Here is a 19,402-nt window from a genome sequence, read left to right on the forward strand (position 1 = left end):
CCGTTCGCCGCTGGAGGCATGCCTCGCGCCTCACGTGTGGTTGACGGGGGTTTGCTCCAGGTAGCGCTGGGGGTGGTCGTAGGCATGAGTGAGCGTGGCCAGGTGAGGCGCCAGATGGTGGGTGAGGGTGTCGGTGGTGTGGGGGAGCCGGTGGACGTGGTGGGGGGCGAGGTGCTGGTCGGCGAGGAGATCGCCGGTGTGCGGTGTGAGTTGCGTGAGGAGATAGAGGGCGGTCAGGCGGCTGAGGAGCGTGCGGGTGGGGGCGTGCGCCGTGCGGTGGAGGCCGGCGAGGAGGGCGTCCGCGGCGCGGAGGGAGGCCGTGAGGTGGGTGAGGGTGAGGGCGGCCGTGGTGGTGGCGTTCCAGCGGGCGGTGGGGTTGCGGTGGTGGGGGGTGGTCCGGAGGGCGGTGTGGGCGCGCCGGTGCCAGATGGCGGTGAGGTGGTGGAGGAGGTCGCGGAGGTGATGGGGGTTGGTGAGGTCGAGGGCGGCGGGGTCGGTGGGGGGCGGGGGCGTGGGGGCGTGGTGGGTGAGGAGTTGGGCGGCGGCTTTCGTGTAGATGAGCTGGTTGTCGCCTTCGGCGGTGATGGTGCCCTCGATGTAGGGGGTGAAGTGGGCGAGGGGGTGGTCGGGGAGAAGGGCGTGGGCGCCGCAGCGTTCGCGGCATTCGAGGGCGATGGTGCGGGCGTTCCAGGTGGTGAAGCCCTTGGTGAGGGCGACGAGGTGTTCGGCGTGGTCGCGGGTGTCAGGGGTGTGGGCTTGCCATTGGGCGAGGGCGTGGCGGTGGAGGAGGGTCATCGCGTACGCCGTGGCGGTGGCGGTGATGAGGGGCGCGTGGTGGGCGCGGTGGGCGTTGAGGGGTACGGGCCGGCCTTTGACGCCGGTGGTGTGGCGGGTTTGGCCGTGGCGGACGGCGACGGCGAGGGCGGCGCGGGTGGCGCCGGTGGCGGCGGCGCTCATGCAGAGCTTGCCGGTGGTGACGCGCTGGATGGAGGTGAGGAAGCGCTTACGGCGGTTGCCGAGGGTGCTGGTCAGCAAGTGCTGCTCGGTGAGGCGGCCGTGGTCCGCCTGGAGGAGGGCGTCGTGGGGGAGACGCACATGGTCGAAGCGGGTGAGGCAGTGGTCGACGGGGGCGTCGGGGCGTAGGGGGAGAGGGGTGACATGGATGCCGGGGAGGTAGCCGTTCTCGTCGCTGAGGGGGGTGAGGAAGAGGTAGATGCCGTGGTCGTGGTCGTCGATGTGGAGACGGGCCGCGACGACGGCGGTTTTGGGACCCCCTGCGAGGCTGGTGTTGGGCATGAACTTCTGTGCGCCGGGGTGGGGGGTGTGGAGGACGAAGTCGCCGGTGCGGCGGTCGAGGCGGGCGGTGGTTTCCAGGTGGGCGGCATCGTTGCCGTGGTCGGCCTCGGTGCACAGGAACGTGCCGATGCGGCGCAGGGTGGTGTAGTCGGTGAGGTCGCGGTGGGCGTGGTCGTGATCGAGGAGGCTGCCGAGGAAGAGGTTGTAGTGGATGGAGGCGACGGTGCACAGGGCGCCGCCGCCGTTGAGGATGGCGGTCCATTCGTGGAGTGAGGCGAGCAGGGCGGGGTCGCGGGCGAGGTCTTCGGGGTCGTCGAGGGTGTCGTTGATCAGGCGGAGCCGCTGGTAGGCGTGGGCGGTGTGCTCGGCGGGGGTGAGGCGGGGGTCGTGCCGGAACGCTTCCTCGGCGATGAGGTTCTGCCAGGGGGTGTGCAGGCGTTCGCGTTCGGCGTCGTCGCCGAAGAGGACGCGGGTGAGTTCACGGGCGATGCTCAGGTCGGGGCCCGGCAGTGGGTCGCCTTCCCGCCAGTCCTCCGCGCGGGCGGGGGCCGACGAGGGGCGGGCGGGGCCGGCCGGGCGGGTGGCACCCGTGCTGTCGGCCGTGCCCGCGGTGTGCGTGTCGGTCCGGCCGGGCGTCCGTGTCCGGCCTGCTGCCGTGGCTCTGTCCGCAGTGCTCGCCTGCACGGCCGAGTCCGCTGCGCCTGCGGGCCCGGCGCTGCTCGTCTTGTACGCGGTGGCGGCTGTGTCCGCCGGGGCGGTCGTGGCGGCGCCGGGCTGTGGCCCCGGGGGCGGCCCGTCGGATGAGGGATGCGTGCCGTGCTGGGTCGTCAGAAGGGTCATGAACCCTCTCCCCGTTGTCGCAGATCCAGTGGATGTGCAAAGACCGGCCAGAAGATACGGACGTACCGGTTTTCTTATCAAGCCCATTAAAAGCAGGTCCGTATTGGCGGTCGGCCTGATTCTCGAGGAGTTTCCGAGCGGTTCGCGAGCGGAATCCTGCCTTCCCTCCGGTGTCCGCCCGTCGGACCGCGAGGTGGCGGTCGGCCGGGGCGGGCCGGCGGACACGGGCTCGACGCCGAGCGCGTCACCGCCGTGCCGGGTGGCCACCCGAACCACCGCCTCGGCCGCCCGTGCGCACAACGACCATCTGCTCGACGGGATTCGGGGCGGTCGTGGGCCTGTGCGTGGGGGCGGCTCGGTGGGGTGGGGTGGGGGTGGTTGATCGTTGGAGGGTGGGATGACAGGATTCGGACCTGTCGGTTTATTTTTCAGGGCGTTCCGGGGCAAGCGTGGAGGTGTGGGCCGTGGCACTGCAGGAACGGGCCATCAGAACGAGGAGGGCGATCCTTGTAGCTGCTGCCGCGGTGTTTGCTGAGGTGGGGTATGAGGCGGCGACGATTTCGGAGATTTTGCACCGGGCCGATGTGACGAAGGGTGCGTTGTATTTCCATTTTGCGTCGAAGGAGGAGTTGGCGCAGGCGGTGCTGGCGGGGCAGCTTGCGGCGATTCCGGCGCCGCCGCCGCAGGAACTGGTCTTGCAGGAAGGGCTCGACGAGGCGTTTTTGATTGCGCACCTGTTGTCGGTGGGGGACCCGGTGGTGCGGGGGAGTATCCGTCTGACGGTGGATCAGGGCGCGCCGAACGACGGGTTGGACCGCCGGGTGCCGATGAGTGGGTGGATCGAGCACAACGTGGATGTGCTGCGGCGGGCGAAGGCGCGGGGTGAGTTGCTGCCGCATGTCGATGTGGAAGCGGCCGCGCGGTTGTTCGTGGGGGCGTTCACGGGGGTTCAGGTTCTGTCGCAGATCATGGCGGGTCATGCGGACCTGCCGGAGCGGGTGTCGGATCTGCAGCGGCATTTGATGGCGAGCATCGCGGTGCCGGCGGTGCTGATGCAGTTGGACACGGCGGCGGACCGGGGGGCGCGGGTGTACGAGGCGGCGCTGAAGCTGCGCCAGGCCCGCGCGGAGGTGCAGGGGGAGGAGCGGGGCGCGCCGCAGGGGTCGGGCATGTTCCCGGCCGGGGGGAAGGTCCGCGCTGCGGACTGAACCGGCTCGCCGGTGGCCAGGCGCAGGAGAGTGGCGCCGGTGATGACCGGGGGCCGAGGGCTGTGCCGGCCCCGCGATGGCCGGTGAGCTGACCCTCGCCTACGAGGGTCTGGATATGGCGGCCGAGCCCGGTCTCGACCTCGGCATCTGCACCGCCGGTCCCGGCTCGCCTTCCGACGAAGGGCTGTGCCTGCTTGCCTCCTGGGCGGCCACCCGAGAGGCCGGCACCTCCGCCACGGAGGAGACGGCGCTCTGAAGGGGGCGCGGCAGGCGGTGCGATGTGCATCCGTCCGGCCAGAACGGCCGGACGGATGCACATCGCCGGGACGGGCCTTGCGGCAGCCGTTCGGCTTCGGTCGTGGGGGTCGACGGCCATCCGGCTCCGCCCAAGTCGGGCGCCCGGCTGTCGCCGGCCCTCGAAACGGTCGAGCGGATGCGCGCCGGCATCGGCCGACGGGCTGGCGAGGTCGCCCCTCCGGGCGGTGTTGACATGTCCGGGCGCCTCTTTAGGATCCGTGGAGCGCGCTCTGAGATTCCGAATGGTGCACGAAATTTCGAACCACCCTCTTCTCCTGATTCCGTGCCGAAGGAGCCCCTGGTGCCCATACGATCCGGCGGACGACTGCTCCGCCTCCTCGCGGCCGCCGCGCTGACCGTGACCGCGTCCGTGGCGGCCTCGGCCCAGTCCGGCGCCGCGGCCGCGCCGGGCAGTCCGGCGCTCACCCCGCCCCTGGGGTGGAACAGCTGGAACAGCTTCGGGTGCGGGATCACCGAGGCCCAGGTCCGCCAGGCTGCCGACGCGATGGTGTCCTCGGGCATGCGGGACGCCGGCTACCAGTACGTCGTGGTCGACGACTGCTGGTTCCACCCGCAGCGTGACGCCCAGGGCAACCTCCGGGCCGACCCGGCCAAGTTCCCGAGCGGGATGAAGGCGCTCGGGGACTACATCCACGGCAAGGGCCTCAAGTTCGGCATCTACCAGGCGCCCGGCGAGCGCACCTGCGCGCAGGCCGTGGGAACCTACCCGGGAGCCACGGGCAGCAGGGGCCACGAAGCCCAGGACGCCGCGACCTTCGCGTCGTGGGGCGTCGACTACCTCAAGTACGACTGGTGCTCTCCGAGCGGCACCCGCGACGAGCAGGTCGCGCGGTTCACCCTCATGCGCGACGCCCTGCGCGCCACCGGCCGACCCATCGTCTACAGCATCAACCCCAACAGCCTGCACGCCCCCACCGGCGCCACGTACAACTGGGGCGAGGTCGCCGACCTGTGGCGCACGACCGAGGACCTGCTCGACATCTGGCAGAACGGCAACACCAACAGCTACCCGATGGGCGTCGGCAACGTCCTGGACGTCACCGCGCCGCTGGCCGCGCAGTCGGGCCCGGGACACTGGAACGACCCCGACATGCTGGTCGTCGGCCGTCCCGGGCTGTCGATGACCGAGTCCCGCTCCCACTTCTCCCTCTGGGCGCTGCTGGGCGCCCCGCTCATGGCCGGCAACGACATCCGCACCATGTCCGCCGACGTCAGCGCGATCCTGCGCAACCCGCGTCTGCTGGCGGTGAACCAGGATCCGCTGGGCGCGGGCGGGCGCAGGGTGCGCGACGACGGCGCCACCGAGGTGTTCGCCAAGCCGCTGTCGGACGGTTCCGTCGCGGTGGGCCTGCTCAACCGCGGCGCCGCGACGGCGACGGTCACCACGACGGCCGCCCAGGTCGGCCTGTCGGGCGGGCCCTTCACCCTCACCGATCTGTGGACCGGCGCCACGTCGGGCACGTCAGGGCAGATCTCCGCGAGCGTCCCCGCGCACGGCGTCACCGTGTTCCGGGTGAGTGGCGGCAGCCCGCTGACCGCCACCACGTCACGCCTGCGGGGCAGCGCGTCCGGCCGCTGCGTGGACGTGGACGACGCCTCCACCGCCGCGGGCGCCACCGTGCTGATCTGGGACTGCCACACGGCCGCCAACCAGCTGTGGACCACATGGGTCGGCGGCGAGATCCGCGTCTACGGCGACAAGTGCCTGGACGCCGACAACCAGGGCACCGCGAACGGCACCCGTGTCATCACCTGGCCATGCAACGGCCAGAACAACCAGAAGTGGACCATCGGCGCCGACGGATCGGTCCGCAACGTCCACGCCGGGCTCTGCCTCGATGCCAACGGCGCCAGCACCGCCAACGGAACCCCACTGATCCTGTGGACCTGCAACGGCCAGGCCAACCAGAAGTGGACCCGCGCGTGACGCACCGCACCCCGGGCTCCGTCCGGCACCACCGGACGGAGCCCGGCTCCCTCGCGTCCTGGTGCGTCCCCGGCCGACGGCGGTCACCGACTGCGGTCTGAACCCACGCCGGCGTTCCCGCCGTCCTCGACCGCGGGCCCGGGTGTTCGCGCGGTGGCGCGACATGAAGGAGAAGACGTTGCCCACGACGGCGCTTCGGTGGTGGTGAGGTCGCCGCGCAAGGCAGTGCGGGGCCAGGTGTGGTCGGTACGGCGGTCGCGGAGTCGGCCCGCTTCCCGTGTTGCGACGCGCGGTGTCCTCAGTCCTTCGCTGTCGGTCCGGTGCGGACGACGGCCTGGTCGCCGTGAGGGCCGAACAGGTGCAGGATCTCCACTGCTTCGGCGCCGGCGGGGCCGAACCAGTGCGGTTCGCCGGTGTCGAACTCGGCGACCTCGCCGGGGCGGAGGACGACTTCGCGTTCCCCGAGGATGAGGCGCAGTTCGCCGGCGAGCACGTAGAGCCATTCGTAGCCGGAGTGGGTCACCAGTCTGGGTTCCCGGTACTTGAGCACCTGCTTGAAGACCTGGATCCGGCCCGGGTACTGGGTCAGGGGCACCAGGACGCTCCCGCGTCCCCGGCTCTGCGGCTTCAGATGGACCCGTGGATCACCGGTGGCCGGAGCCGCCACCAGCTGGTCCAGGGCGACACGGTGGGCGCGGGCGAGCGGGATGAGCAGGTCGAGCGTCGGGCGCCGTCGCCCCGACTCCAGGCGCGACAAGGTGCTGATGGAGATGCCGGTGTCCTCCGCGAGGCTGTCCAGGGTGAGCCCGCGGTCGCGGCGCAGGGTCCGCAGCCGGGGCCCGATGCCGTTGAGGAGTTCTTCGAGTTCGCCGTCCATGGAAGCATTTTGCGGTCTCCGCAAAGTTCCTGGTCACGGTGTCTGCCTCGGCCCGAGTCTGGGCGGCAGCAGATCCCGTACCGAAGGGGAACCTCCCGTGACCACGACATCCTTGACTGCCCCGTCCTCTCCGCCGGGCAGGCGCCGGCGCTGGACGGTGCTGGCCGTCTGCGCGCTGAGCATGTTCCTGGTGGGGGTGGACACCACCATCGTCAACGTGGCCCTGCCCGAAATGGGGCGGAGCCTCGACGTGGACACCCGCGGTCTGGAGTGGGTCGTCGACGCCTACACCGTGGTCCTGGCCGCCCTCCTCATCGTCTCCGGAGCCCTCGCCGACCGCTTCGGACGCCGCCGTGTCTTCCGGTGCGGACTGCTCGTCTTCGGCCTGGCCTCGCTCGCGTGCGCCCTCGCCCCGTCGCTCGGCCTGCTGGTCGCGGCCCGGGCCGTCCAGGGGGTCGGGGCCTCGATGCTGAGCCCCGTCGCCCTGGCGATCGTGGTGAACGCGATGCCCGATCCACGGGAACGCGCCCGGGCGATCGGCGTGTGGGCGTCGGTCTTCGGTCTCAGCATGGCGGTGGGCCCGGTCACCGGCGGGGCGCTGATCGCCGCGTTCGGCTGGCGTGCGGTGTTCTGGATCAACGTGCCGCTCGTCCTCGCCGTCCTCGTGCTGGTCGCGGTGTTCGTGCCGGAGTCGCGGGCAGAGCGTGCTCGGCGACTCGATCTGCCCGGGCAGGTGCTCCTCACCGTGGTCCTCGGCCTGGTCGTCGGCCTTCTCATCGAGGGCCCCCGCATCGGCTGGGCCTCGCCCGCGGCCGTCACGGGCTACGCCCTGACCACGGCGGCGGCGGCCGCATTCGTCCGAATCGAACTGCGCAGGAGCGAACCCTTGATGGACCTCGCGCTCTTTCGCCGGCCGCCGTTCGCGACGGCGGTGCTCGGCGCCATGGCGGTGTTCGTCGCGCTGAACGTGAGCCTGCTGCTCAACACCCTCTACCTCCAGCACTCCCGCGGCTGGACGCCGCTCGAAAGCGGCGCTGCGACCCTCCCCATGGCGCTCGGGGCCATCCTGTGCGCGCCCTGGTCCGGCGCCCTGACAGGACGCCACGGTCCGCGGCGTCCGCTGATCCTCGCGGGCGGGTTCACCACGGCCGGCGGTCTGTGCCTGGCCGGCCCGGGCCAGGACGCGAGCGTGTCGCTGATCCTCCTTGCCCACCTGCTGATCGGCGTCGGGTTCGGCTTCGCCAACGCCCCCCTCACCAACACCGCGGTCGGCGGCCTGCCGCCGTCACGGGCCGGTGTGGCAGGTGCGATCACCTCCACCGCGCGCCAGGTCGGCGCGGCGGTCGGCATCGCCGTCGCCGGAGGACTGGTCGCGGGCGCCGGTCCCGCCACCCTCGCCGCCGCGGCGCAGCCCGGATGGCTTCTCGTCGCAGGCTGCGGACTGTTCCTTCTCGTCGTGGCGCGCGCCGCACGACCGGCGGCCTGATCGACGACTTGCGCGCCGTCCCGACTCGGCTCGCGCGCAAGCAGCAGAGCCGTGGCGGACCGCTCGGCGGGCAGGACGGCGGCGGCATCGACGATGTCGCCGCCTCCGGCGTGGCGGGCGGACGGCGGCCACGACCGCCCTCGGAACGGCATGTGCACGGACGATCGACCAGGTCTGACCGGGACGGAACGGTGCCACGCCGCGGCGGGTCGCCGCCCGACAGGCAGCCTGCCCGCACCGCAGTGCGGGCAGGCTGCCCGTGCCCCCTGGCGGTGGCCGTGCCACCGCTCACCGTGGTGGTCGCCTGATCGCTCCGTTGACCGCCGCTGGGGCACAGAGCCGTCCAGTGCAAATCCGCGAAGCGCGGAGGGAGTCCCGTGAGCGTCCCTGGCCGCGGGGCGGGTCGGGCGAGCGGCGGGCCGCGATAGGCTGACAGATCGGGAAGGACTTCCCGTGCTGCGCCGAGGGCGGCCGGCAGTCGGCGGCCGCCGGATGGTGAAGGAGACCGAGCGTGGACGGGCCACATGCGGTGGGTGAGACCGGGTCGGCAATGCCCGGGAGGGCCGCGTTGGAGGTGAGGCCGTTGTCCGGTCGTTCAGGGATACGTGCCCATGGTGAGATCAGTGCGCTCACGCGCCCGTCCTGGGAGCACGCCCTCGGCGAGCTGGCCCGGCGGCATGCGGGCGTGTCCTACGTGGAGCTGTCGGACGTGGCCTTCGTCGACGTGGCCGGGGTGACCGCGCTGGCGCTCACTGCCATGAACCTGCCCGACGGACGGGTCGTGGTCGAACATCCCCCGCCCCAGTTGCCACGCCTGCTGGACATGTTCTGGCCGGGACAGAACCGGATCGAGGTGGCTCCGCGATGAGCACGCTGGACGCCTCGAACACGTTCGTGCACCCCGCCCTCTTCTACCGCACCGCGGACGAGTACACGCAGCGGACGGTCGCCTTCCTGGAGGAAGGTCTGGCGAACGGCGAGCCGATGGCCGTCGCGGTGCCCGGCCCCAATCTGGAACTGATCCGGAGCGGACTCGGCGCGGACGCCGACGGCATCGTGTTCCTGGACATGACCGAGGTCGGCCGCAACCCGGGACGGATCATCCCCAAGGTGCTGCGCGGCTTCGCCGACGCCCATCGAGGGGGGCGGGTACGGATCATCGGTGAGCCGATCTGGGCCGGGCGCAGCGCCGTGGAGTACCCGGCGTGTGCGCAGCACGAGGCGCTGATCAACGCCGCCTTCGAAGACCGCGCGGTGACGATCCTGTGTCCGTACGACGAGACGCGGCTGGATCCGCAGGTGATCGCGGACGCGCGCATCACCCACCCCACCGTCATCGACGGCGAGGGCCGTGAGGAGCCCAGCGACGTCTACGACTGGGAAGCCGTCGTCTCCCGCTACAACCAGGCACTGCCGCCCGCCGCCGCGGATGCCGCGGTCTTCCGCTACGAAGCTGCGGACTTGCCGGAGGTCCGCGGTTTCGCCGTCGGCAGCGCCACGCGGCTGGGGCTGGCGGGGGAGCGGCTCATGGACGCGGAACTGGCGGTCGCGGAGCTGACGACCAACAGCGTGGTGCACGGCGGCGGCCGGGGCACGCTGGCCGTCTGGGCGGAGCACGGTCAGGTGGTCATCGAGGTCCGAGACGCGGGCCGGCTGACCGATCCCCTGGCCGGGCGCCGCCCTCCGGAACCCGGCCAGCTCGGCGGCCGTGGCCTGATGCTGGTCCACTACGTGGCCGATCTGGTGCGCGTACACACCGGCGACGACGGCACGACCGTCCGTCTCTACCTCAGTACGTGACGGGCACCGACCGGCACCAGTCGCCGACCGCAGCGATACGCCCCCCGGCAAGGCCGACGAGCCTCCGTCCTCGTTTGGCATGATGAGGGGCTGCGGAATTCCACCGGTTCCGCGTCGCGCATGGGGGGCGAGAGGCGTTGCCGCATCACAGTTCAGCCGACGATCATCTGCGTGCCCTGTACAAGCAGGGCTGGGAGGCCGTCTGTTCACTGCACCGGCACCTGAGCAACGGAGGAGAACTGGTCCCGGTGCCCACGCCGGGCGTCCTGCTGGAAGCGGGTGAGATCGCGTACGGCGACGTGTCGGCGCACTACGCGCGCTTCTACGGCACGAACGTCACCTACACCGAGCGCTCGGGTTTCTACTTCGGATCCCCTCTGTTCGTCGCCGCCGGACTGGTCGGCGACGCGGTCGCCAACAGCAGCGCCCGCAACCGGGCCCAGGCGATGGCTCAGCCGCAGTGGCGCGACCTCTCCCCCTGCCGCGCGATCCTCACCGACCGTCGCATGCTGCTGCACGTGGCGGCCGAGAATCGCTGGGTGTCGCTGCGGCACCACGAGGTCGTCGGTTTCCTTCCCGTGCTCGAACAGTGGGCGCTGTTCACCGAATACGCGCAGTGGGAGCCGATGCGGCTGGCCGGTCCGAGCGTGCCCTGGATGACCGCCGCGGCGATCTCCGTGCTCAACCGGGGCCGGTCCGCGTACCAGCGGCTTCCTGCCCTGCCGATACCGCACTGACGACCCGGCCCGCGGGCTCCACCGGTCAGCGATCGGGGCACGGGACGGGGTGAGGGGTCCGTCATGGCGCCCGGAGACGGCCGAACCGGGCAGGGCGCTGTTGCGCACCGCACCGCCCCGCGCCTGCGCACGCAGCCCGGCCCGCACCGGAGGCCGGCAGGCACCGGAGCCCGGCCGGTCGGACTGCCGAGCGCGTTGGCGACCAGATCGTTCACGCCGGCCGATCTGCCGGCGTTGAACAGGGGGGCGACGGCATCCGCACTCTCGATCGCCACCCCGTTCACGCCCTGACGACTTCCGCCTCGACCGGGGTGTTCGGTCCCTTCCCGGGTACCTGGCTTCCGGCGGGCGCTTCGATCACGCTCGCGATGAGCACACGCACCTCGATACAACAGTGGGAGAGGGAATGAGGCTTCGTGAGGCGGCTCGGGCCATGGCCTCCCGGTGTTCCGCCGAGGTGCTGAGCGGTCGGTACCGTCTGGACGCTCTCCTCGGCTCGGGCGGCGCCGCGGATGTCTACCGGGGTTTCGACCTGAGACTGAGGCGACCCGTGGCGGTCAAGGTCTTCCGGCCCGACACCGGCATCGGCAATGAGGGGGACGTGCACAACGAAGCGGTGATCCTCGCCCGGTTGCACCACCCCGGCCTGGTCGCCGCCTACGACGCCGGACAGCACGACGGACATGTCTTCCTGGTCATGCAACTGGTCGAAGGCATCACACTGAGGAAACGCATCGCCGAGGGCCCGCTGTCTCCCGCGGAAACCGCCGCGCTCGGCGCCGACCTGGCCCACGCCCTGGCTCACGCACACGATGCGGACATCGTCCACCGGGACGTCAAACCGTCCAACATCCTCCTGGACGCTTCCCACCGCCCCTACCTGACCGACTTCGGCATCTCTCGACTGCTGGACGCCACCACCCGCACCGCCACCGGCACGCTCATCGGCACCGCCGCCTACCTTTCCCCCGAACAGGTCCTCGGCCGGCCCGTCGGCCGGCCCGCGGACGTCTACGCCCTCGGCCTGGTACTCCTCGAATGCCTCACGGGCAGGCTCGAGTACGACGGCGGTCCTCTCGAGGCCGCGATCGCACGACTGCACCGACCACCTGCCCTGCCCCATGGCCTGCCGGAACACCTGGCCTGCCTGTTGCGGGACATGACGGCCCTGGACGGGCAGGACCGCCCAACAGCCCGGGACTGCGCCCGCACACTGGAAGCGTTGGCCGACACCGCACCCGTCGAGACCGTGCCGGCAGCGCACGCCACCAGCCTCGTCGCCGGCCACGAACCCTCGCAAGCGGCCGACCGCACGCATGTGAATCCGCTGCCCGACCGGAAGAGGACCGCTCCACGCACCGCGCCCGCGCGTGGGCGCACCCTCGTGGCGGGCGCGACCGTCGCGCTCGCCGCAGTCATGGCGACCGCCTTCGCCGTCACCGACGACTCGGCGCCATCGGACGACGACCGAAGCGCGACCAAGGCCACGAGCGCCCCCGTGGCGAAGCCCGAGCCGTCCGGCAGAGGGCAGAACGACGCGGCCACGACGCCTGCGGCGACGCCGCCTTCGGACGGCAGCGCCTCCGTCCGCACGCGCACCGACGACGTACCCGGGCAAGGCGGCGTCCCCGCTTCCCGAGGTGCGAACGACCGGTCCGCTGCCGACGGCACCGCGGACGACTCCGCAACCGCGACAACACGCTCCGGAGCAGGCGACACGGACACGTTCGTGGGGGCACCCCAGGGGGGATCGGCCACCAAGTCCCCTCGCGGACTGCCCGACCAGGCGAAGAAGACCGATCGGCACGAGGGCCCGGCGCAGCGGAAGCAGGTCAAAAAGGCGGTCGGGAAACGCTGACGGCACGAGCGGAACGCCGGCGGACTTCGCCGCCTCTCCAGCGGCAGTGACGGACAGGCACCGACACGTCGGCAGTCACCGCAGGCGCCCTCGGGCCGGACGGGCGGCTGACCGGCCGCGCGGGGGAACCGGATCGGCAGTCGGCACACCGCGTGGCCCGGGCGCACGGAGGACGACGCGACGCCGACGGGCGGGCCCCGTCCGACGGCGGGGTGGGAGGGGGAGGCCGAGGCCGTGTACGCGACGGTACTGTGCCGCAGCCCGCACCCGGACTTGTCTCCGCCCGGGCGGGACGCTCAGTCGGGGACGGATTCGACGGTGGGACAACTGTGCAGGATCTGGTCTGCGCCGGTCAGCGCCAGCATGGTGCGTACGCGTTCGCTGGGTGCGATGAGCACCAGGCGGGCGCCGGTGCTCCTGGTCGTGCGGTAGGCCGCGATCAGGCAGGTGAGCCCGGTGGAGTCCATGAACATGACACCGGACAGGTCCAGGAGCACGGTGTGGCCGCCGGTCAGCAGGAGTGGCTGTGCGGCGTCGGCGAGGTGCTGGGCGGTGTGCAGGTCGAGGGCGCCGACGGCCGTGACGAGGTGACGGCCGCCGGCGCCCAGAGGGCGGACGTCCACTCGCAGGTCGTCCTGCCGGTCGGGGCAGGCGGGCTGGTCGGGGCTCATCACGGTTCCTTCCGTGCGGGCCGGAGTTCACGGGGTCAGCTCCTGCTGATGGCCGCAGCGCCACTCGGTGAGCAGGACGGTGGCGTCGTCGTCGAGCCCGCCGCCGTGGTGCTCCAGCAGGGCGGACATCAGCCGGCGCAGGGTCTCGTGCAGAATGTGCCCGCCTGAGTGGTGACGCAGGATGAAGTCGACGAATCGCTTCCGGCCGAACTCGGTGCCCAGGGCGTCGCGGGCCTCGACGATCCCGTCGGTGTAGAGCAGCAGGCGGTCGCCGGGCTCGAGCTGCACGGCGGCCATGGTGACCGGCAGGCCCAGGTCGGTGCCCATGGGGCCGGCCGGAGGGCAGGCCAGCTCGGTGGTCCAGCGGTTGCCGCGGATCAGGATCGGCAGATGGTGGCCGCGGTTGATCCAGGTCAGCCGCCCGGTCGCCATGTCGAGGTCGGCCAGGATCGCGGTGACGTACCGGCTGGTGCTGAACTGCTCGATCAGGGTCTGCTCCACCAGCTCGCTGGTCTCGGTCAGCGAGGCGCCCTGACGGCGGGCGTTGCGGCAGGCGGAGACGGCGACGTTCGCGGTGATGCCGGCGGTGGTGTCGTGGCCCATGGCATCGAAGACGCCCAGATGGAGCGTGCTGCCGGCCACTGCGTAGTCGAAGGCGTCTCCGCCGATCTGGTAGGCGGGTTCCATCACCGCGCCCACGGTGACGTCGTGTCCGGCGTAAGCGGGCGGAGGGGTGAGATTCCACTGCATCTCGGCCGCCACGTTCATCGGCTCGGTGCGCACCAGACGCGCGTAGGAATCGCTGAAGGAACGCTTGCTGAGCAGCAGAAGGGCCGTCATCGACGCCAGGTCGCGCAGGGCCTGCCGGACGGGTTCGGTGTCGGTATCGGTGTCGGCCCGCAGCACGCCCAGGCGCTCGACGCCGTCGGTGACGGCCACCCACCAGCGACGTCCGCCCGGACGGTGGCCTCCCGTGGGCCGTTCCGGCTCGGGGAGCAGTTCGACGCGCTGGTATGCCTGGCCGGGCAGACTGCCCGATACGCTGAACTCCTGTCCGCCGCTCCAGGCGGCAGGCCCTCGGCCGGTGAGCCGGCGCAGCACCGTCTCGCGGATGTCCACGACGAAGACGGCCGCGTCGTGCATGCCCGCCGCGGCGGCGTGCTCGGCGATCAGCTCCGGGAGCTGCTCGAGCGTGGCCGTATGGCTGGCCTGCATCAGTCGCACCAGCGACCGTGCGCTGATGTCGATCACACTGCTCCCCCTCGCAAACGGACCACGCGGGCGGGGCACCGGTCTCGCGGCTGCGCCGTCTTGGCCGGCGTGCCACGTCGCAGCTTCTCGTCGGCCGCTCAGGGCCCGAGTACCCCCTCCCGGGGAGCGCAGACGGCCGACGGTGGCCGACTCGCCCGTCCTCTGCCCGCGGGTCCGCGGGCGCCCGGCGCTGAGGCGCCCGCCCGAATCAGCGGCATGATCCCGCGCCGCCTGCTTCAGCGGCTTCTCACGGGCGCCGTAGACCTGAACGGCGCCCCACGTGGCCGCGCTGCCTTGGACTGGCGACAGGTCCGCGACGCAGGCCCGCTCGGACGGCAGGACCGCCCCCTGCACGCCTGCCGCGCGTGTCGCTGCGCCCACCGCCGGTCCAGCCTCGAAAAGACGGCTGAAGAGATCATCGAGAGCCCTCGGTCTCCAGCCGGGCCAGGATGTCCGCGCGCAGCCGTGCCTTGTCCGTCTTGCCGAGCGCGGTCATGGGCAGTTCCGGCACCCGGACGAGCCGCTCGGGCAGCTTGAACCCGGCCAGTCCTCTGCCGGTCAGATACCCGCGGAGCTCACGCAGAGAAGGCGCTTGCCCGTCGAGGCCCACGACGTACAGGCAGACGGCCTCCCCCAGCACACGGTGGGGCATGGCGACGGCCGCGGCGGCTCGCACACCGGGGTGCGTCAGCACCAACGCCTCCAGCTCGTCCGCCGGGATCTTCTCTCCTCCGCGGTTGATCACGTCTTTGAGGCGTCCGGTGACCACGAGGTTCCCGGACTCTAGGCGGCGCACGAGGTCGCCGGTGCGGTAGAAACCGTCCGGGGTGAACGACGCGGCTGCCACGCCACCGTGGTACTCCGTGATGACACCCGGCCCCCTGACCAGGAGTTCGCCGACCTCACCGTCGGCGACCGGCCGGCCCTCGCCGTCCACCACCAGGCTTTCGTCTCCGGGCGAGGAAGGGCGTCCCTGCGTGGTGAACGCGATCTCGGGGGGATCGTCGAGCCGGGTGAAGTGCAGTCGCCCTTCGCTCATGCCGTACACCTGCTGAATCCGGCAGCCGAAGGCGTCGGCCAGCCGGGCGGCGGTGGACTCGTCCAGGCGCGCCCCACCGACCTGGAGGACTTGCAGACTCGACAGGTCCGGTCCGCCGGAGGCGGCGCGTGCGACGAGCCACTGCCGGGCGAGTGCGGGGGTGAGCGCGCAGTGCGTGACGCGTTCGCGTTCGATCAGTGCCATGGTGGCGGACGCATCGTCCGGGGAGGCGAGGACCGCCGTCCCGCCGCAGGAGAGCGCGCCGAGCACCCCCGGAGCGGACAGGGCGAAGGCATGCGTGACGGGCAGGACGGCGAGGAACACGGACTCGGGTGTCATCCCCGAGGCCGCCGACGCGCAGCGGATCACATGGCCCAGCGCCTCGTGGGTTCGGGCGATGGGTTTGGGGGCGCCCGTGGTGCCGCTCGACAGCAGGAAGAGGGCCGTGTCGGAGGGCCGCCGGTCCGGACGGGCGGGAGCCGGGGCGCCGGCGTCGATCGGACCGTCGATGTCCTCGTGGCCGTCGGCCCGGTCGCCGGCGCCCGGGACGAGCAGGGTGCGGACCGATGGGTGCCGCTCGCGGAGCTTCTCGGCGAACCGCAGGTGGTCGAAGCGCCGGTGCCGTGCCGGCACGGCCAGTGCGGACGGCGCCAACGCGGTGATCACCACGTCGAGTTCGTGCTCGCGCAGGGCGGGAAGGGCGAGTGCCGGGCGCGCGCCGAGCCTGATCAGCGCGAGCGTGAGAACGACGGTGCGGGCCTGATTGGGGAGTTGCACGAGTACGGTGTCGCCGGGCCGGATCCCGTGGTGCGCGAGGCGGGCGGCGCAGCCGGACACCGCCGTGCCGAGTTCGGCTCTGGTGAGAGTGTGGTCGGCGTCGACCAGTGCCGCGCGGTGGCCTGCGTGGACGCGGGTGCTCAGCACGGTGTCGTCCAGGAACTCGGGGCGCCACCAGCCGCGGTCCCGGTACTCCACGCAGGCGCCCACGCCCGGCCGGCGGTCGCCGACGATCTCGCCGAGCTGCCGCACGGTGAGGTCGTGCTCCGCCCACAGGTCGACGCGGGCGTCGAAGCGCTCGGCCAGGTCCACCTGAATCTGCGTGAGGTCGACGGAATCGAGGCCGATGTGCGCACGCAACAGCGCGTCCTCGCGCAGCAGCTCTTCCCCGACTCCCAGATCACGAAGGATCTTCCGCACTTCTTCGATGCCCGTCACCCGGGACTCCTTGCCTGAGGACGCGTTGCGTGAACTGGCCGACGTGACCGGTATGCCCCGTACGTCTGGCCGTGAGACCGGCGCGTGGGAGCAGTGGGAGGCACATGCGACCGCGACGGACGCGTGCAGTCGGCAGTCCCACTCCCGTGCGCCCTGCACGGTTCGAGCCGATTGTGCGACGCTCTGTCATCACACCGGTTTCGTCCCTGGAGGCGCAATGGATCCGGCGAACAGCGGGACGCTCGCGGTACCGGGCGCGTCGATCTATTACGAAGCGCGGGGCGAGGGGCCTTTCCTGCTGCTCATCGGGGGAGGGAACTCCGATGCGGCGGTGTACAAGCGCCTGGCCGCCGTCCTGGCCGGGAGCCACCGCGTCGTCACCTACGATCCACGCGGGAACTCACGCAGCGTGCTCGGCGGTCCCCCGGTGGAGCAGAGCGTCGAGGAACACGCCGACGACGCCCACCGCCTGATCGACCACCTCGCCGGTTCGCGTGAGCCCGTGGACGTCTTCGGGAGTTGCTCGGGCGGGCTCATCGCGCTCGAACTCGCCGTCCGTCACCCGGGCAGAGTCCGACTGGTCGTCGTCCACGAGCCGCCCGTCCTGAGCATCCTTCCCGATGCCGAGCGGCACTTGGCGCTCGTGGACGACGTCCGCGCGACGTACCTCCGTGAGGGAATGGCGCCGGCCCTCGCCAAACTGCAAGCCCTCCACGGCGGGAGGCCCGCCCCGGCGCTCCCCGAAGTGCACAACAACACCGACTTCTTCCTGACCCACTTCATCCGGCCGTTCACGCGCTTCGTACCCGACCTCACTGGGCTGGAGGCAGTGGCCGACAAAGTGGTGTGGGCGGGCGGCCATGCCTCACGCGAGGACCTCGTGCACCGCCCGACGCTCGTCCTCGCCGGCCGGCTCGGCCGTACCGTGGAACTGTTCCCGGGCGGGCATGTCGGCTACGCCAGGTACCCCGCCGATTTCGCCGAACGGCTCGTCGAGGTGCTCACCCACGTGAACGAGCCTGTGGGAACGCAGCCGGGAACCGTCGGCGGAAGGCAGTGACGTGCGCATCGTGATGGGGGCGCAGAACTGCGGCTTCGGTCCGGTGTCCGAACTCGTCGCGGTGTCCCGTCCGCTCCACGAGCACGAGCGGGTGTTCGTCGGGGACGGAGTCGCCGCCGTCTTCGCCAGGCGCAACCCCGACGCGTTCGACACCGTCCACGACGTCGGCGCGCTGTCGGGGGACGCCAGGTCCGCAGCGATCGACGACCTGCTGCGGGGCTGCGACCACGTGATCTCGGTCATGGACGCCGAGTTGGTGTTCCGGTCCGTCGTGGCATCGCGGCCCGTCACGATGGTGGACAGCCTGTTCAGTTTCTGGAAGCCCGCCCGGCCACCGGCCATCCTTCGCGACGCGTGCAGGGCGCTGCCCCGCTCCGGCTACGAGGCCGCCGACCGGCACCTGTCAGGTCTGTCACCTCACGAACGAGTCATCGCCGCGCACCTGCTCGCCACGCACAGCGTCGTGCAGAACTTCCCCGGCGTCACCGAACGCGCCGCCTGGTTCGCCGCCTGCGGAGAGGGGCCCGAGGTCCACGTGACCGGCCCCATCATCGACGTCGAGGGCCTGCGGAACGTCGCGCGCACCGCCGATCCGCCGTACGACCTGCTCATCAACATCGGCGGATTCAAGAATTTCCACCTCGACTTCGACGTCCACAACGACTACGTCCGCCTGCTGCACCGGTGGATCCCCGATCTGCTGCGGGACTGGCCCCGGTTCCGACGCGTCCTCGTCTGCGGCGGCCCCTTCGGCGACGGCCGGGAGCGGACTGTCCGGACCGCGGGCGGCCGGGCCGACTGCCGCCTGCTGCGCCAGCGAGAACTGCTGCAGGCAGCGGCGAACACGGAGCACTACCTGCTGGCCCCCGGGCTCACGGCGCTCCACGAAGCGATCGCCCTGGGACGGCTGCCCCTGGCCATCCACGAGCAGCACTACGCCCACGTCTTCACCATGCGCGCGCTCGGCGGCACGTTGTTCGGTCGTGCCGGGAGCCGGTTCGCCGACGTGGTGCCGTGTCACCCGCTGCCGGAGGACGACTTCGCCGGGACGGCCGCCCTGGCCGAGCTGGCCGGTCGTGTCCGGGAGGATCGCGAGCTGTACGCGACGTACCGCCGGACGTTCAACGAACGCATCGAGCAGTACCTCTTCCTCACCCCGCCACAACGACGACACGGCGTCGAGGAACTCGACAACCTGCTGAACGGCGCCCCGGTCCACTCGGTGATGAACGAAATCCTCGACGTGTCTCATGCCTCATGCCGCGCAGCGCGAGCACGGTCCTGATCGCGGCGGAGACGGTCGAGACGTCCCGGGCGATCCCACAACAGGCTGCACGGGCTGCGATTGCCGACCCATCACACCCGCGTTCCGCCGGTTGCCCCCTGGCGGTGACGGTCCACTGCCCGCAGCGACCGCCCCCCGATCGCTTCATCGGCATCCGGTGGGGTAACTGACGAGAGCAGGGCGCGCGTTGCCTCTGCGAGCTGTAAAGTCCAGCGCGCGCCATGTATTGTCCGCGGATCGCGCCTGCGCCGATTCGACCTCTGCCCGAAAACGGAATGTCCCCACATTTGCGACTCGTTACTGTGGCCGCGTGTCGGATCCGTCCGGCGGCTCCCTCCTCCTTCGCGATCCCTCGGTGCTCCCGCACGCCCTCCGCGCGCACCTGGTCGTTCAGCCGGCCGCCGTCGCGCGGGGGTGCGCGATGATGCCCGAGCCGCTGTCGGCCCGGGAGATCTCGCTGGTGCGTACGAGTTCGGCCACGGTCGGGGCCGTGGGCGTCGGATCCGACGGTCTCCGTCTGCGCCCTTCTCTTCT

14 protein-coding genes and 1 pseudogene are annotated in these 19,402 nt (G+C 71.5%); 10 read left to right on the forward strand and 5 right to left on the reverse strand.

Features of this window, described 5'->3' with window-relative positions; genetic code table 11:
• Window positions 1-30 precede the first annotated feature (30 nt).
• A complete protein-coding gene (locus ACZ6KF_RS16785) occupies window positions 31-2,136 on the reverse strand; it encodes an acyl-CoA dehydrogenase family protein (RefSeq protein ID WP_469239026.1) in 2,106 nt (701 codons plus the stop codon).
• A 464-nt stretch (window positions 2,137-2,600) separates the two neighbouring features.
• Here ACZ6KF_RS16785 and ACZ6KF_RS16790 point away from each other — a divergent pair, with 464 nt between their 5' ends.
• The 3 genes and pseudogenes from ACZ6KF_RS16790 (at window position 2,601) to ACZ6KF_RS16800 (ending at window position 5,589) form a co-directional block, all read left to right on the forward strand.
• Complete coding sequence (locus ACZ6KF_RS16790) at window positions 2,601-3,344, forward strand: ScbR family autoregulator-binding transcription factor (protein WP_356628728.1); 744 nt, start codon at window positions 2,601-2,603, stop codon at window positions 3,342-3,344.
• An 82-nt stretch (window positions 3,345-3,426) separates the two neighbouring features.
• Window positions 3,427-3,600, forward strand: a pseudogene (locus ACZ6KF_RS16795) (transcriptional regulator); the annotation flags it as partial.
• 342 nt (window positions 3,601-3,942) lie between these two features.
• A complete protein-coding gene (locus ACZ6KF_RS16800; RefSeq protein WP_469239028.1) occupies window positions 3,943-5,589 on the forward strand; it encodes a glycoside hydrolase family 27 protein in 1,647 nt (548 codons plus the stop codon).
• A gap of 298 nt (window positions 5,590-5,887) precedes the next feature.
• On the opposite strand, the gene ACZ6KF_RS16805 is transcribed toward ACZ6KF_RS16800, so the two are convergent.
• Window positions 5,888-6,466, reverse strand: coding sequence for a helix-turn-helix domain-containing protein (locus ACZ6KF_RS16805; protein WP_469159203.1), 579 nt, complete (start codon window positions 6,464-6,466; stop codon window positions 5,888-5,890).
• Between the two features lie 97 nt (window positions 6,467-6,563).
• Between ACZ6KF_RS16805 and ACZ6KF_RS16810 the strand changes: the two genes are divergently transcribed.
• The 5 genes from ACZ6KF_RS16810 to ACZ6KF_RS16830 all read left to right on the forward strand — a co-directional run bounded on the left by ACZ6KF_RS16810 (window position 6,564) and on the right by ACZ6KF_RS16830 (window position 12,347).
• Entirely contained in the window at window positions 6,564-7,952 is a 1,389-nt protein-coding gene (locus tag ACZ6KF_RS16810; protein ID WP_356628736.1) for an MFS transporter, read from the forward strand.
• 550 nt (window positions 7,953-8,502) lie between these two features.
• Window positions 8,503-8,820: an STAS domain-containing protein gene (locus ACZ6KF_RS16815; RefSeq protein ID WP_356628838.1), complete on the forward strand. Its 318-nt coding sequence runs from the start codon at window positions 8,503-8,505 to the stop codon at window positions 8,818-8,820.
• Complete coding sequence (locus ACZ6KF_RS16820; RefSeq protein WP_356628738.1) at window positions 8,817-9,752, forward strand: anti-sigma factor RsbA family regulatory protein; 936 nt, start codon at window positions 8,817-8,819, stop codon at window positions 9,750-9,752. The genes ACZ6KF_RS16815 and ACZ6KF_RS16820 overlap by 4 nt, the downstream gene beginning before the upstream one ends.
• A gap of 137 nt (window positions 9,753-9,889) precedes the next feature.
• Entirely contained in the window at window positions 9,890-10,489 is a 600-nt protein-coding gene (locus tag ACZ6KF_RS16825) for a hypothetical protein (protein ID WP_469239030.1), read from the forward strand.
• A gap of 406 nt (window positions 10,490-10,895) precedes the next feature.
• A complete protein-coding gene (locus ACZ6KF_RS16830) occupies window positions 10,896-12,347 on the forward strand; it encodes a serine/threonine-protein kinase (RefSeq protein ID WP_469239032.1) in 1,452 nt (483 codons plus the stop codon).
• A 296-nt stretch (window positions 12,348-12,643) separates the two neighbouring features.
• Here the strand turns inward: ACZ6KF_RS16830 and ACZ6KF_RS16835 are convergent, their stop codons facing one another.
• From ACZ6KF_RS16835 to ACZ6KF_RS16845, 3 genes are all read right to left on the reverse strand, one after another.
• Window positions 12,644-13,018 (reverse strand): STAS domain-containing protein, encoded by a 375-nt coding sequence (locus ACZ6KF_RS16835; protein ID WP_469239034.1) that lies wholly within the window; start codon window positions 13,016-13,018, stop codon window positions 12,644-12,646.
• 27 nt (window positions 13,019-13,045) lie between these two features.
• Entirely contained in the window at window positions 13,046-14,269 is a 1,224-nt protein-coding gene (locus ACZ6KF_RS16840) for a PP2C family protein-serine/threonine phosphatase (RefSeq protein WP_469239036.1), read from the reverse strand.
• Window positions 14,270-14,684: 415 nt separating this feature from the next.
• Window positions 14,685-16,523, reverse strand: a complete 1,839-nt coding sequence (locus ACZ6KF_RS16845) for an AMP-binding protein (protein ID WP_469239038.1) — start codon at window positions 16,521-16,523, stop codon at window positions 14,685-14,687.
• A gap of 217 nt (window positions 16,524-16,740) precedes the next feature.
• Between ACZ6KF_RS16845 and ACZ6KF_RS16850 the strand changes: the two genes are divergently transcribed.
• Together ACZ6KF_RS16850 and ACZ6KF_RS16855 are read left to right on the forward strand one after the other, a co-directional pair.
• Entirely contained in the window at window positions 16,741-17,583 is an 843-nt protein-coding gene (locus ACZ6KF_RS16850; RefSeq protein ID WP_469239040.1) for an alpha/beta fold hydrolase, read from the forward strand.
• Window position 17,584: 1 nt separating this feature from the next.
• Window positions 17,585-18,868: a hypothetical protein gene (locus ACZ6KF_RS16855; RefSeq protein ID WP_469239042.1), complete on the forward strand. Its 1,284-nt coding sequence runs from the start codon at window positions 17,585-17,587 to the stop codon at window positions 18,866-18,868.
• Window positions 18,869-19,402: the final 534 nt, after the last annotated feature.

This window comes from Streptomyces sp. NPDC046379, from assembly GCF_055587785.1.

Bases quoted from the DNA above. Each gene is read 5' to 3' on its own strand.
- ACZ6KF_RS16785 (WP_469239026.1), bottom strand. From the start codon at position 2,136: ATGACCCTTCTGACGACCCAGCACGGCACGCATCCCTCATCCGACGGG.
- ACZ6KF_RS16805 (WP_469159203.1), bottom strand. From the start codon at position 6,466: ATGGACGGCGAACTCGAAGAACTCCTCAACGGCATCGGGCCCCGGCTG.
- ACZ6KF_RS16815 (WP_356628838.1), top strand. From the start codon at position 8,503: ATGCCCGGGAGGGCCGCGTTGGAGGTGAGGCCGTTGTCCGGTCGTTCA.
- ACZ6KF_RS16820 (WP_356628738.1), top strand. From the start codon at position 8,817: ATGAGCACGCTGGACGCCTCGAACACGTTCGTGCACCCCGCCCTCTTC.
- ACZ6KF_RS16830 (WP_469239032.1), top strand. From the start codon at position 10,896: ATGAGGCTTCGTGAGGCGGCTCGGGCCATGGCCTCCCGGTGTTCCGCC.
- ACZ6KF_RS16835 (WP_469239034.1), bottom strand. From the start codon at position 13,018: ATGAGCCCCGACCAGCCCGCCTGCCCCGACCGGCAGGACGACCTGCGA.
- ACZ6KF_RS16850 (WP_469239040.1), top strand. From the start codon at position 16,741: ATGGATCCGGCGAACAGCGGGACGCTCGCGGTACCGGGCGCGTCGATC.